The 12,702-nt window shown below is 59.5% G+C and carries 13 protein-coding genes; 11 read left to right on the forward strand and 2 right to left on the reverse strand.

Going from position 1 to position 12,702, the window contains the following annotated elements; all coding sequences use genetic code 11:
• Positions 1-314 precede the first annotated feature (314 nt).
• From puuE to BFW87_RS02035, 7 genes are all read left to right on the forward strand, one after another.
• Entirely contained in the window at positions 315-1,241 is a 927-nt protein-coding gene (puuE, locus tag BFW87_RS02005) for an allantoinase PuuE (RefSeq protein WP_078738323.1), read from the forward strand.
• Positions 1,238-1,753: a 2-oxo-4-hydroxy-4-carboxy-5-ureidoimidazoline decarboxylase gene (gene uraD, locus BFW87_RS02010; RefSeq protein WP_078738324.1), complete on the forward strand. Its 516-nt coding sequence runs from the start codon at positions 1,238-1,240 to the stop codon at positions 1,751-1,753. The genes puuE and uraD overlap by 4 nt, the downstream gene beginning before the upstream one ends.
• A 78-nt stretch (positions 1,754-1,831) precedes the next feature.
• Positions 1,832-2,827, forward strand: a complete 996-nt coding sequence (gene alc, locus BFW87_RS02015) for an allantoicase (RefSeq protein WP_078738325.1) — start codon at positions 1,832-1,834, stop codon at positions 2,825-2,827.
• Positions 2,828-2,945: 118 nt separating this feature from the next.
• Positions 2,946-3,449 (forward strand): ureidoglycolate lyase, encoded by a 504-nt coding sequence (locus BFW87_RS02020; protein WP_017479983.1) that lies wholly within the window; start codon positions 2,946-2,948, stop codon positions 3,447-3,449.
• 51 nt (positions 3,450-3,500) lie between these two features.
• Entirely contained in the window at positions 3,501-4,790 is a 1,290-nt protein-coding gene (locus BFW87_RS02025) for a urate hydroxylase PuuD (RefSeq protein ID WP_078738326.1), read from the forward strand.
• A gap of 166 nt (positions 4,791-4,956) precedes the next feature.
• Entirely contained in the window at positions 4,957-6,303 is a 1,347-nt protein-coding gene (locus tag BFW87_RS02030) for a nucleobase:cation symporter-2 family protein (RefSeq protein WP_078738327.1), read from the forward strand.
• 445 nt (positions 6,304-6,748) lie between these two features.
• The gene (locus BFW87_RS02035) at positions 6,749-7,534 is read left to right on the forward strand and encodes an outer membrane protein OmpK (RefSeq protein WP_078738328.1); all 786 of its coding nucleotides are present in this window, start codon (positions 6,749-6,751) and stop codon (positions 7,532-7,534) included.
• Positions 7,535-7,581: 47 nt separating this feature from the next.
• On the opposite strand, the gene BFW87_RS02040 is transcribed toward BFW87_RS02035, so the two are convergent.
• Both BFW87_RS02040 and BFW87_RS02045 read right to left on the reverse strand, forming a co-directional pair.
• Positions 7,582-8,730, reverse strand: a complete 1,149-nt coding sequence (locus tag BFW87_RS02040) for a patatin-like phospholipase family protein (RefSeq protein WP_078738329.1) — start codon at positions 8,728-8,730, stop codon at positions 7,582-7,584.
• Positions 8,731-8,760: 30 nt separating this feature from the next.
• Positions 8,761-9,696 carry a lipid A biosynthesis lauroyl acyltransferase gene (locus BFW87_RS02045; RefSeq protein WP_078738330.1) on the reverse strand — a complete coding sequence of 312 codons (936 nt, stop codon included), beginning with the start codon at positions 9,694-9,696 and terminating at the stop codon, positions 8,761-8,763.
• A gap of 119 nt (positions 9,697-9,815) precedes the next feature.
• Here BFW87_RS02045 and minC point away from each other — a divergent pair, with 119 nt between their 5' ends.
• From minC to BFW87_RS02065, 4 genes are all read left to right on the forward strand, one after another.
• Positions 9,816-10,553, forward strand: coding sequence for a septum site-determining protein MinC (gene minC / locus BFW87_RS02050; protein ID WP_078738331.1), 738 nt, complete (start codon positions 9,816-9,818; stop codon positions 10,551-10,553).
• Positions 10,554-10,754: 201 nt separating this feature from the next.
• Positions 10,755-11,567 (forward strand): septum site-determining protein MinD, encoded by an 813-nt coding sequence (minD, locus tag BFW87_RS02055; RefSeq protein WP_003209098.1) that lies wholly within the window; start codon positions 10,755-10,757, stop codon positions 11,565-11,567.
• A 3-nt stretch (positions 11,568-11,570) separates the two neighbouring features.
• Positions 11,571-11,825 carry a cell division topological specificity factor MinE gene (gene minE, locus BFW87_RS02060; protein ID WP_003175252.1) on the forward strand — a complete coding sequence of 85 codons (255 nt, stop codon included), beginning with the start codon at positions 11,571-11,573 and terminating at the stop codon, positions 11,823-11,825.
• A gap of 96 nt (positions 11,826-11,921) precedes the next feature.
• Positions 11,922-12,557, forward strand: a complete 636-nt coding sequence (locus BFW87_RS02065; protein ID WP_078738332.1) for an RluA family pseudouridine synthase — start codon at positions 11,922-11,924, stop codon at positions 12,555-12,557.
• The last annotated feature ends 145 nt before the right edge of the window (positions 12,558-12,702 follow it).

The following is a 12,702-nucleotide window of genomic DNA, read 5'->3' on the forward strand; positions in this document are numbered from 1 at the left end:
ATGGCTGATTAAGACACTTTTTAAAAAAATTGTACACAATAAAAATCACAAAGTTGTGGATCCATCCGCAGGCATTGATCGAGAGGTCAATTGACGAGTAATCCTTGCTTTCAAACGACCTTTTATCCATTAGCTGACCAGTCAGGCAAGTTTCTTGCTAGACCCTATACACAGTGATCCGCGGAAAAAATGCAGAAATGCAGGCTTACAAAGTTGACGATAAGTTGTATACAATCACTCATCGCTGTGACGCCACCCAGGCATTTCACCCCCGGCCGCCACATGAATGATCACGAACAAGAAGGAAGACTGCAGTGAGCGCTGACTACCCACGCGACCTGATCGGTTACGGCAGTAACCCTCCTCACCCCCACTGGCCGGGCAAGGCGCGCATTGCGCTGTCTTTCGTACTCAACTACGAAGAAGGCGGCGAGCGCAACATTTTGCACGGCGATAAAGAGTCCGAAGCCTTCCTCTCGGAAATGGTCTCGGCCCAGCCGCTGCAAGGCGCACGCAACATGAGTATGGAGTCGCTGTACGAATACGGCAGCCGTGCCGGCGTGTGGCGCATCCTCAAGTTGTTCAAGGAATTCGACATTCCGCTGACCGTCTTCGCCGTGGCCATGGCCGCCCAGCGCCACCCGGACGTGATCCGCGCGATGGTCGAGGCCGGCCATGAGATCTGCAGCCACGGCTACCGCTGGATCGACTACCAGTACATGGATGAGGCCCAGGAGCGCGAGCACATGCTCGAAGCCATCCGCATCCTTACCGAGCTGACTGGCGAGCGCCCGCTGGGCTGGTACACCGGGCGCACTGGCCCGAACACCCGTCGGCTGGTGATGGAGGAAGGCGGCTTTCTCTACGACTGCGACACCTACGACGATGACCTGCCGTACTGGGAGCCGAACAACCCCACCGGCAAGCCGCACCTGGTGATCCCTTACACCCTGGACACCAACGACATGCGCTTCACCCAGGTGCAGGGTTTCAACAAGGGTGATGACTTTTTCGAGTACCTCAAAGACGCGTTTGACGTGCTGTATGCCGAAGGCGCCGAAGCGCCGAAAATGCTCTCCATCGGTTTGCATTGCCGCCTGATCGGCCGCCCTGCGCGCCTCGCCGCCTTGAAACGTTTTATCGAATACGCCAAAAGTCACGAACAGGTGTGGTTCACTCGCCGCGTCGACATTGCCCGTCACTGGCATCAAACCCACCCGTCCACGGGAGCGGCGAAATGACTGCGTTCCAGACCCTGAAGCCTTCGACCCTGAGCCGCGATGAATTCGTCGCAGCCTTCGCCGACATCTACGAACATTCGCCATGGGTGGCCGAAAAGGCCTTCGACCTGGGCCAGGACGTTTCGATCGACGAGATCGAAACCCTGCACCAGCGCATGAGCGACATCCTGTTGAGCGCTGATCATGCCAGCCAACTGGCTCTGATCAACGCTCACCCGGACCTGGCCGGTAAAGCTGCCGTCCAGGGCCAACTCACCCAAGCCAGCACCGATGAGCAAGCTGGCGCGGGGATTCACCAATGCTCGAGCGAGGAATTTTCTCGCTTCACCGAGCTGAACGATGCCTACAAGGCCACGTTCAAGTTTCCCTTCATCATGGCGGTAAAAGGCAGCAACCGGCATCAGATCCTGGCCGCGTTCGAAACGCGCATTCACCATTCGGCAGATACCGAGTTCAAATGCGCGCTGGCCGAGATCAACAAAATTGCGTTGTTCCGATTACTGACCCTATAGCAACCCTGGCCCGAGCGCTCATGACGCCCAGGGCCTGGCGAGCATCCCAAGCCACTTACTTCAAGGCAGACAAGAAGAATGAAAGCTTACGCCGTACCTTTCGAGAAGTTCGTCAACCTGGCCGACGCGCGTCTGGGCACCAAGATCCTTTCGGTGACCGATGACTGGTTCGCCGACGCCAACCGCCTGTTCCAGCCGACCCCGGCCGTGTGGAAGGAGGGCGTTTTCGATGACAACGGCAAGTGGATGGACGGCTGGGAGTCGCGCCGCAAGCGCTTCGAAGGCTACGACAGCGCGGTGATCCGCCTGGGCGTGCCGGGCTCGATCAAGGGCGTGGACATCGACACTTCATTCTTCACCGGCAACTTCCCGCCGTCGGCCTCGCTGGAAGCCTGCTTCCTGGCCTCGGGCGATCCTGATGAAAACACCCAGTGGGTGGAAGTGCTGTCGGCCGTCGAGCTGCAAGGCAACAGCCACCATTACCACGAGATCAGCAACGACCAGGCGTACAGCCACCTGCGTTTCAACATCTACCCGGATGGCGGCGTGGCCCGTCTGCGCGTGTACGGCGTGCCGTTCCGCGACTGGTCCTCGATCGGCGACAACGAGCAAGTCGACCTGGCCTCGGCGCTCAACGGTGGCCGTGCGCTGGCGTGCTCCGATGAACACTTCGGGCGCATGAGCAACATCCTCAATCCGGGCCGTGGCATCAACATGGGCGATGGTTGGGAAACCGCACGTCGTCGCACGCCGGGCAATGACTGGGTGATCGTGGCACTGGGGCATGCCGGTGAAGTCGAGCAAGTGATCGTCGACACCCTGCACTTCAAGGGCAACTACCCGGACACCTGCTCCATTCAGGGCGCATTCGTGAAGGGCGGCACCGACAGCCAGATCGAAACCCAATCGTTGTTCTGGCGCGAACTGCTGCCGGCGCAGAAACTGGAAATGCACGCTGAACACAGCTTTGCCGAGCAGATCAAGGCGCTGGGGCCGATCACTCACATCCGCCTGAATGTGTTCCCGGATGGGGGTGTGAGTCGCCTGCGTGTGCTGGGCAAAGTCGCTAAATAAGCGGTGAGGCCATCGCAGGCAAGCCAGCTCCCACAGGGGACTGCATTCCAAGTGTGGGAGCGGGCTTGCCCGCGATGACGATAGATCAAACAACACAGAATCCGGATAAGAGACAGCCATGCGCACACTGATGATCGAACCCCTGACCAAAGAAGCCTTCGCCCCTTTCGGAGACGTTATCGAAACCGATGGCAGCGATCACTTCATGATCAATAACGGGTCGACCATGCGTTTTCATAAACTGGCGACGGTGCAAACCGCCACGCCGGAAGACAACGCCATCATCAGCATCTTCCGCGCCGACGCGCAGGACATGCCGCTGACCGTGTGCATGCTGGAGCGACACCCGCTGGGCAGCCAGGCCTTCATCCCGCTGCTCGGCAACCCCTTTCTGATCGTGGTCGCGCCACTTGGCGATGAACCTGTATCGGGCTTGGTCCGCGCCTTCGTTACCAACGGCAGGCAGGGCATTAATTACCATCGCGGCGTTTGGCACCATCCGGTGCTGACGATCGAAAAGCGGGATGACTTCCTGGTGGTTGATCGCAGTGGCACAGGCAATAACTGCGATGAGCATTTTTTCAAAGAGGATGAGCGGTTGATCCTCGCCCCCCACCAATAAGAGAAGGTCTGATCACCCGACAACAAGGGTGACAGGCGAGAGGTAGAGACTGTGGAAGCACATCTGTTGGAATGGCTGAACCTGAGCGTACGCTGGGTTCACATGATCACTGGCGTCGCGTGGATCGGCGCTTCCTTCTATTTCGTCTGGCTGGAAAACAACCTCAACCGCGTCAACCCCAAGAGCGGCCTGGCCGGTGACTTGTGGGCGATTCACGGTGGCGGTATCTACCACCTGGAAAAATACAAACTGGCCCCGCCGACCATGCCGGACAACCTGCACTGGTTCAAATGGGAAGCCTATTTCACCTGGATGTCGGGCGTCGCGCTGCTGTGCGTGGTGTTCTACCTCAACCCCACGCTGTACCTGCTCGCCCCCGGCAGCACGCTCAGCGGCACCGAAGGCGTATTACTGGGCATCGGCTCACTGTTCGCCGGCTGGTTTATCTACTCCTTCCTCTGCGACTCGGCCCTGGGCAAGCGCCCTGCCCTGCTCGGTTTCATCCTGTTTGTGCTGTTGATTGCGGCGGCCTACGGCTTCAGCAAAGTGTTCAGCGGCCGTGGCGCTTACCTGCACGTGGGTGCGGTGATCGGCACGATCATGGTTGGCAACGTGTTCCGCATCATCATGCCCGCCCAGCGCGCATTGGTGGCGGCGATCGCGGAGAACCGCACGCCGGATCCGGCACTGCCGGCCAAGGGTTTGCTGCGTTCACGTCACAACAACTACTTCACCTTGCCGGTGCTGTTCATCATGATCAGCAACCACTTCCCGAGCACCTACGGCAGCCAATACAACTGGCTGATCCTCGCAGGCATCGCCGTGGCAGCGGTGTTGGTGCGTCACTACTTCAACACCCGTCACAACAGCCAGAAATACGCGTGGACGCTGCCAGTTGGCGCGTTGGCAATGATCAGCCTGGCCTATGTGACCGGTCCCAAGCCCGTCACCGAAGTGGCCAAGGCACCTGCGGCGATCGAGTACCAGCCATTGCCGGAAACCGCGTTGGGCGGTGGTTTGAAACCCGCCGCGCCGGCTGAGCCTGCTGCTGCACCTGCCGCTGCGCCCGCCCAGGCCTCGATTGACTTCGACAAGGTGCACGGCGTGATCCAGGAACGTTGCGCCGTGTGCCATTCGGCCAAGCCGACCAGCCCGCTGTTCAGCACCGCCCCGGCCGGCGTGATGTTCGATACCCCGGCGCAGATCCAGCAGCAGGCGGCGCGCATTCAAGCGCAGGCCGTGGCCAGCCAGATCATGCCGCTGGGCAACATCACCCAGATGACCCAGCAGGAGCGGGATTTGATCGGCACCTGGATCAATCAAGGAGCTCGTACCAACTAACTGACCGCTCCAGATCAAATGTGGGAAGGGCTTGTGTGGGAGCTGGCTTGCCTGCTCCCACACAGGCCAGCGCCCACAGGTGAGATCAGCTTTGCTCTGAAGATTGAGTTCCACCCGGCAATTGAATGCCGAACGACACAACAATAAAAAAGATCCGAGGTGTTGCATGACCGAGTTAGCCGAACCGCAGATTCCTGCCGCGCCCGCCATGGTGCGGCTGCCCCTCTTGCAACTGATTCTGGTAGGCCTGCAACACGTCTTGCTGATGTACGGCGGCGCCGTCGCCGTGCCCCTGATTATTGGCCAGGCCGCGGGCCTGAGCCGTGAAGAAATCGCCTTTCTCATCAACGCCGACCTGCTGGTAGCGGGCATCGCCACCATGGTGCAGTCGTTCGGCATCGGCCCGGTGGGCATCCGCATGCCGGTAATGATGGGCGCCAGTTTTGCCGCCGTCGGCAGCATGGTCGCCATGGCCGGCATGCCCGGTATCGGCTTGCAGGGCATCTTCGGCGCGACCATCGCCGCCGGCTTTTTCGGCATGCTGATTGCGCCATTCATGTCCAAAGTCGTGCGCTTTTTTCCGCCATTGGTCACCGGCACCGTGATCACCGCGATTGGCCTGTCACTGTTCCCGGTGGCCGTAAACTGGGCCGGTGGCGGCAGTGCTGCCGCGACCTTTGGCTCGCCGGTTTACCTGGCGATTGCCGCGCTGGTGCTGGGCACCATCCTGTTGATCAACCGCTTTATGCGTGGCTTCTGGGTAAATATTTCGGTGCTGATCGGCATGGCCCTCGGCTACGGCCTGTGCGGCACGCTAGGCATGGTCGACCTCAGCGGCCTCGCCCAGGCGCCCTGGGTGCAAGTGGTCACGCCGCTGCACTTCGGCATGCCCAAATTCGAGTTGGCACCGATCCTGTCGATGTGCCTGGTGGTGGTGATCATCTTTGTCGAGTCCACCGGTATGTTCCTCGCCCTGGGCAAAATCACCGGCCAGGAAGTCACCCCGAAAATGCTGCGGCGCGGCTTATTGTGTGATGCTGGCGCGTCGTTCTTCGCGGGTTTCTTCAACACCTTTACCCACTCCTCCTTCGCACAAAACATCGGCCTGGTGCAGATGACCGGCGTACGCTGCCGCTCGGTGACGATCATGGCCGGTGCCTTTCTGATTGTGCTCAGCCTGTTGCCCAAAGCGGCGTTCCTGGTGGCATCGATTCCGCCAGCGGTGTTGGGCGGGGCGGCGATTGCCATGTTCGGCATGGTCGCCGCCACGGGCATCAAGATCCTGCAGGAAGCGGATATCGCCGACCGCCGCAACCAGTTGTTGGTGGCGGTGAGCATTGGCATGGGCCTGATCCCGGTGGTGCGCCCCGAGTTCTTCGCGCAACTGCCGCTGTGGATGAGCCCCATCACTCACAGTGGCATCGCCATGGCTACCCTCAGCGCGTTGTCGCTGAACATACTCTTCAACATCCTCGGCGGTGCTGAGCGCCCCGCCGTCGCCCACACGCATTGATTCCGCCCGTTATCAAACAACAACAAAAACAATAACGCACAGGAAACACCCACATGCACGCCATTCACCCGGGGCCGGCCACAAGCTGCGCCCCATTCTCGCCCCACGCGCTCTGTTACAGCGCACTTGAGCCAAGGCCTGGGAGCCAGTATTCTCCGCGCCCGCTCGAATCGACTCAAAAAAAAACAGCGAATGTAAAAGCTGACTGCAAGGCCAACTTATCCGGGCCTACTGTCTGCGGCCAATGTGCTCAAAAAACCTCTGGATTCGACTGCATCAAGTGCAGCCGAAGGCGTTTTATTGGCTTTTTGAACAGCTTGGCGCAGCTCTTGCTAAAAGCATTAAAGCTGACCAAACAGACGATTTTTGCAGCGAACCAAAAGGCGCCACACCAGAGCGCCTGCGTAGAACAACAACCCTAAAAATTTGACTCGGGAGCAACCGAATGAAACCTATGTTGAAAGGCCTGATGTTGGCAGGATCCCTGCTGGCTGGTGGCCAGGCCGCGGCCGGTGACTTGTTGCAGTGGCAGAACAACAGCCTGACGTACCTGTGGGGAAAGAACTTCACCGTCAACCCGCAGATCCAGCAAACCGTCACCTTCGAACATGCTGACGCGTGGAAGTACGGCGACAACTTCTTCTTCCTTGACCGCATCTTTTACAACGGCAAGGAAGACGGCAATGTTGGCCCAAGCACCTACTACGGAGAGTTCAGCCCACGCTTGTCGTTCGGCAAAATCTTCAACAAAGACCTGTCATTCGGCCCGATCAAGGATGTATTGCTGGCCTTCACTTACGAGTTCGGCGAAGGCGATAACGAGTCCTACCTGGTCGGCCCGGGCTTTGACCTGAATATCCCGGGTTTCGACTACTTCCAGCTGAACTTCTATCAGCGCCAGACCGAAGGCAATCGCCCGGGCGACGGCGTGTGGCAGATCACTCCGGTGTGGTCGTACACCATTCCTGTCGGCAACTCCAACGTGTTGATCGACGGCTTTATGGACTGGGTGGTGGACAACGACAAGAACGCCCGTGGCACTTACCACGCCAACTTGCACTTCAACCCACAGATCAAATATGACTTGGGCAAGGCGCTGCACTGGGGCGACAAGCAGTTGTATGTCGGTATTGAATACGACTACTGGAAGAACAAGTACGGGATTCAGGACAGCGGTGCGTTTGAAACTAACCAGGACACAGCGAGCCTGTTAGTCAAATACCACTTCTAAGCCACACTGCTGATCTCCTGGGGGAGCTGGCTTGCCAGCTCCCTCATTCAGTTCGGTGTGAGCCCAAGGAACTTCGACAATTCCTCGCGCTTGGCCATCGCATCACGCCGCCCCAACTCGATCAACTCGCTGCAATACCCCGCCTCGAACAACAAATAACTCAACACCCCCGCCCCACTCGTTTTGGTCGCCCCCGGCCCGCGTAGAAACACGCGCAACGCCGCCGGCAATTCCTGCCGATGCCGCGCCGCGATTTCATCAATCGGCTGGCTCGGTGCAATCACCAGCACGTCCACCGGCGCCAGGCCCTGAATGGCCGCATCGGCCGGTAGCACATGACTGAACTGATTCAAGCGCTCGAGCAACTCGATATCACTCTCCAGGCTGTCGATGAACGTGCTGTTGAGCATATGCCCGCCGATCTGCGCCAGTGTGGGTTCCTGGCCGGTGTAGGTGCGCTGGGTCGACGGCTCGTTACCCCTTGGGTTGCCGCTGACGCCCACCACCAGCACACGGTTGGCGCCCAGGTGCAAGGCAGGGCTGATCGGCGCTGACTGACGCACAGCACCATCGCCGAAATACTCCTGGCCGAGTTTGACCGGCGCAAACAACAAGGGGATCGCCGAACTCGCCAGCAGGTGATCAACCGTCAACTGAGTCGGCACGCCAATGCGCCGATGACGCAACCAGGGATCGATGGTGCCGCCGCCCTGATAGAAGGTCACCGCTTGCCCCGACTCGTAGCCAAACGCCGTGACCGCCACCGCATGCAGCTGCTTCTGGCGAATGGATTCGTCGATGCCTTCCAGCTGCAGTTTGTCGTGGAGTAAAGCGCGCAAGGGCGAGCTGTTGAGCAGCGCGACCGGCAATTGCGCGCCAAACCCCAACAGGCTGTGGGTGAAGAAACGGCTGGCTTGGCGCACCACCCCCGGCCAATCGCTGCGCAGCACCAGGTGGCTGCGAAAGCCCTGCCAGAACGCGGTAAGACGTTCGATCGCCGCCGTAAAATCCATGGCGCCGCTGGCCAGGCTCACCGCATTGATCGCGCCGGCGGAGGTGCCGACGATCACCGGAAACGGGTTCGGTGCGCCCGGCGGCAACAGCTCGGCAATGGCCGCCAACACCCCCACCTGATACGCCGCTCGCGCCCCGCCGCCGGAAAGAATCAAGCCTGTGACCGGTTCAGCTGGGCGCATTGCGTCACTCCCTGTGGTGAAAGGTAGGTGTTATCGACGGCGTTTTTCGTACAGCTTGGGCTCACCCGGCGGGCGGCTCTTGAAGCGGCGGTGCGTCCACAGGTATTGCTCGGGGCATTCGCGTACAGAGGCTTCGACCCACTGATTGATGCGCAGGCAATCGATCTCGTCGGTTTCGCCGGGGAAATCGGTCAACGGCGGGTGGATCACCAGGCGATAGCCACTGCCGTCGGCCAGACGCTCCTGGGTAAACGGCACAACGAGGGCTTTGCCCAAACGCGCAAATTTACTGGTGGCGGGCACAGTCGCAGCCTGAATGCCGAACAGCGGTACGAAAATACTTTGCTTGGCGCCGTAGTCCTGATCCGGTGCGTACCAGATGGCGCGGCCGGCGCGCAGCAGCTTGAGCATGCCGCGCACGTCGTCGCGCTCTACCGCCAGGGAATCGAGGTTATGCCGCTCGCGGCCACGGCGCTGGATGAAGTCGAACAACGGGTTGCCATGCTCGCGGTACATGCCATCGATAGTGTGCTTTTGCCCCAGCAACGCGGCGCCGATTTCCAGGGTGGTGAAATGCAGGGCCATCAGGATCACGCCCTTGCCGTCCAGCTGCGCTTGCTTGAGGTGCTCAAGCCCCTCGACATGGGCCAAACGGGCCAGGCGCTGGCGCGACCACCACCAGCTCATGGCCATTTCAAAGAAGGCGATGCCGGTGGACGCAAAGTTTTCCTTGAGCAGGCGCTTGCGTTCTTTAGCGGTTTTTTCCGGGAAGCACAGTTCCAGATTACGCGCGGCGATACGGCGACGCTCACCGGCCACACGGTACATGCCCGCGCCGAGTAATCGACCAATGGTCAACAGCGCCCGGTAGGGCAACTGAGTGACCAGCCACAGCAGGCCGAGCCCCAGCCATAGCAGCCAAAAACGCGGGTGAAGAAATGCAGCACGAAAACGCGGGCGATCCATTACAGATTCCGGTAAAGACAAGGGCCGCGCATTCTACAACGGATCGACTCGGCTTGCGGCCCGGGGATGTTCTCGTTATAAGTCTCGACACTTTTCGTGACAAGCCGCTTTTGCCGACCATGAGCCAAACCGAACCGCTAGACCAAGATCCCGTGTTCCAGCTGAAAGGCAGCATGCTCGCCATCACCGTGCTGGAGCTGGCCCGCAATGACCTCGATGCCCTCGACCGCCAGCTGGCGGCCAAGGTCGCCCTGGCGCCGAACTTCTTCAACAATGCCCCGCTGGTACTGGCCCTGGACAAACTCCCGGCCGGCCAGGGCGCCATTGATTTGCCCGGACTGATGCGCGTGTGCCGCTCCCATGGTCTGCGCACCCTGGCGATTCGCGCCAGCCGTATTGAAGACATCGCCGCAGCCATCGCTATTGAACTGCCAGTACTGCCACCGTCCGGTGCCCGCGAGCGTCCGCTCGAACCATTGGTCGGTGAAGAGAAGAAAAAACCGGAAAAACCACCGGAGCCGACGATCAAGCCTACAAAGATCATCACCTCCCCCGTACGCGGCGGGCAGCAAATTTACGCCCAGGGCGGCGACCTTGTGGTGATCGCGCCGGTCAGTCCGGGTGCGGAACTTCTCGCCGATGGCAACATCCATGTATACGGCCCGATGCGCGGACGTGCCCTCGCCGGCATCAAGGGTGATACCAAGGCCCGTATTTTTTGCCAGCAGTTGACCGCTGAGCTAGTGTCCATCGCAGGCCAGTACAAGGTTTCAGAAGATTTGCGCCGTGATCCGCTGTGGGGGGCCGGGGTACAAGTCAGCCTGTCGGGCGATGTGTTGAACATCATCCGTCTTTAACGGATACTGCCGCATTTTCCAAGCATCTCTAGACTCTGATAGCAAAGCGAAACCGGCAAGACTTGAGTAGGAATAATTGGAAGTTGGCGTTTGCCCTGCGCAAACCACATCTTTTTCCTACGAAGGCTGTCCGCCTGCGGCGAGTTCCAAGAGATGTTTTTCAGGGACCGAAAAGTCCTTTTTCCTTAGGGGTGAAACACCTTGGCCAAGATTCTCGTGGTTACATCCGGCAAGGGTGGTGTGGGTAAGACCACCACCAGCGCCGCTATCGGTACCGGCCTCGCACTGCGCGGTCACAAAACAGTTATTGTCGACTTCGACGTCGGTTTGCGTAACCTCGACCTGATCATGGGCTGCGAACGCCGCGTGGTGTACGACTTCGTCAACGTGGTAAACGGCGAAGCCAACCTGCAACAGGCCCTGATCAAGGACAAGCGCCTTGAGAACCTGTACGTACTGGCCGCCAGCCAGACCCGTGACAAGGACGCGCTGACCAAAGAAGGCGTAGGCAAAGTTCTCGCCGAGCTGAAAGAAACCTTCGAATACGTGGTCTGCGACTCCCCGGCCGGTATCGAAACCGGTGCTCACCTGGCGATGTACTTCGCCGATGAAGCCATCGTTGTGACCAACCCTGAAGTCTCCTCGGTACGTGACTCGGACCGCATGCTGGGCCTGTTGGCCAGCAAGTCCCAGCGCGCCGAAAAAGGCGAAGACCCGATCAAGGAGCACTTGCTGCTCACCCGCTACAACCCTGAGCGCGTCAGCAATGGCGAAATGCTCGGTGTTGAAGACGTGAAGGAAATCCTCGCCGTGACCCTGCTGGGTGTGATCCCGGAATCCCAGGCCGTGCTGAAGGCATCCAACCAGGGCGTTCCCGTGATTCTTGACGACCAGAGCGACGCCGGCCAGGCGTACAGCGATGCAGTTGATCGCTTGCTGGGCAAGACCGTGGAACATCGCTTCCTCGATGTTAAGAAGAAGGGATTCTTCGAGCGTATCTTTGGAGGCAACTAAACAATGAAATTTCTCGACTTCTTTCGCGCCAACAAAAAGCCAAGTACCGCGTCGGTAGCGAAAGAGCGTCTACAGATCATCGTGGCGCACGAACGCGGCCAACGCAGCACCCCGGACTACCTGCCAGCCTTGCAGAAGGAACTGGTCGAGGTGATCCGCAAGTACGTCAATATCGGCAACGATGACGTGCATGTCGCCCTTGAAAACGACGGCAGCTGCTCGATTCTGGAACTCAATATCACCCTGCCTGATCGTTAATCGAAAAGGCGGCTGCCACGGCGGCTCGGTCACCTTGATCCCTTTGCGGGGAACGGGTGAGCGAGCCGCCGTTGGCGTTTGTTACGAGGCTGTTTTATGCCGTTGTCCAATATCCATATCCTGCATCAGGACGACGCTGTCCTGGTGGTGAACAAACCCACCCTGCTGCTCTCGGTGCCTGGCCGCGCCGATGACAACAAGGACTGCCTGATCACCCGCCTGCAGGAAAACGGCTACCCCGAAGCCCGCATCGTGCATCGTCTGGACTGGGAAACCTCCGGGATTATCCTGCTCGCTCGCGACGCCGATTCCCACCGCGAACTGTCGCGCCAGTTTCATGACCGTGAAACTGAAAAGGCCTACACCGCCCTGGCCTGGGGTCAGCCGGAGCTGGACAGTGGCAGTATCGACTTGCCTCTGCGCTACGACCCGCCGACCAAGCCGCGCCATGTGGTGGATCACGAATTTGGCAAGCATGCGCTGACGTTCTGGAAGGTGCTGGAGCGTTGTGGCGACTGGTGCCGCGTGGAGCTGACGCCGATTACCGGGCGCTCGCACCAGCTGCGCGTGCATATGCTGTCGATCGGGCATCCGTTGCTCGGTGATGGGTTGTATGCGCATGAGCAGGCTTTGGCTGCGTGGCCACGGTTGTGCCTGCATGCGAGCATGTTGAGTTTTACGCATCCGCAGAGTGGGGAGCGGTTGCGGTTTGAGTGTTCTGCGCCGTTTTAGGGGTTTGGACTGGGTACATATCCATTTTTTTGGTAACGGCTGAGATGGGTTCCGCCCTTACGGCGGGTCACTTTGGAAAAGAGCCCCAAAGTAACCAAAGGGCTCTTGCCCCAACACTCGGCACCTCGCCTAGGCTCGGTGTGCC

Source organism: Pseudomonas fluorescens, assembly GCF_002022275.1.
Lineage (GTDB): Bacteria > Pseudomonadota > Gammaproteobacteria > Pseudomonadales > Pseudomonadaceae > Aquipseudomonas > Aquipseudomonas fluorescens_AJ.

What these genes read in the sequence shown, in the direction of transcription:
- BFW87_RS02035 (WP_078738328.1), top strand. Translation starts at nt 6,749, where the DNA reads ATGAAACCTATGTTGAAAGGCCTGATGTTGGCAGGATCCCTGCTGGCT.
- BFW87_RS02020 (WP_017479983.1), top strand. Translation starts at nt 2,946, where the DNA reads ATGCGCACACTGATGATCGAACCCCTGACCAAAGAAGCCTTCGCCCCT.
- BFW87_RS02045 (WP_078738330.1), bottom strand. Translation starts at nt 9,696, where the DNA reads ATGGATCGCCCGCGTTTTCGTGCTGCATTTCTTCACCCGCGTTTTTGG.
- BFW87_RS02040 (WP_078738329.1), bottom strand. Translation starts at nt 8,730, where the DNA reads ATGCGCCCAGCTGAACCGGTCACAGGCTTGATTCTTTCCGGCGGCGGG.
- minC (WP_078738331.1), top strand. Translation starts at nt 9,816, where the DNA reads ATGAGCCAAACCGAACCGCTAGACCAAGATCCCGTGTTCCAGCTGAAA.
- minE (WP_003175252.1), top strand. Translation starts at nt 11,571, where the DNA reads ATGAAATTTCTCGACTTCTTTCGCGCCAACAAAAAGCCAAGTACCGCG.
- BFW87_RS02030 (WP_078738327.1), top strand. Translation starts at nt 4,957, where the DNA reads ATGACCGAGTTAGCCGAACCGCAGATTCCTGCCGCGCCCGCCATGGTG.
- uraD (WP_078738324.1), top strand. Translation starts at nt 1,238, where the DNA reads ATGACTGCGTTCCAGACCCTGAAGCCTTCGACCCTGAGCCGCGATGAA.
- alc (WP_078738325.1), top strand. Translation starts at nt 1,832, where the DNA reads ATGAAAGCTTACGCCGTACCTTTCGAGAAGTTCGTCAACCTGGCCGAC.
- BFW87_RS02065 (WP_078738332.1), top strand. Translation starts at nt 11,922, where the DNA reads ATGCCGTTGTCCAATATCCATATCCTGCATCAGGACGACGCTGTCCTG.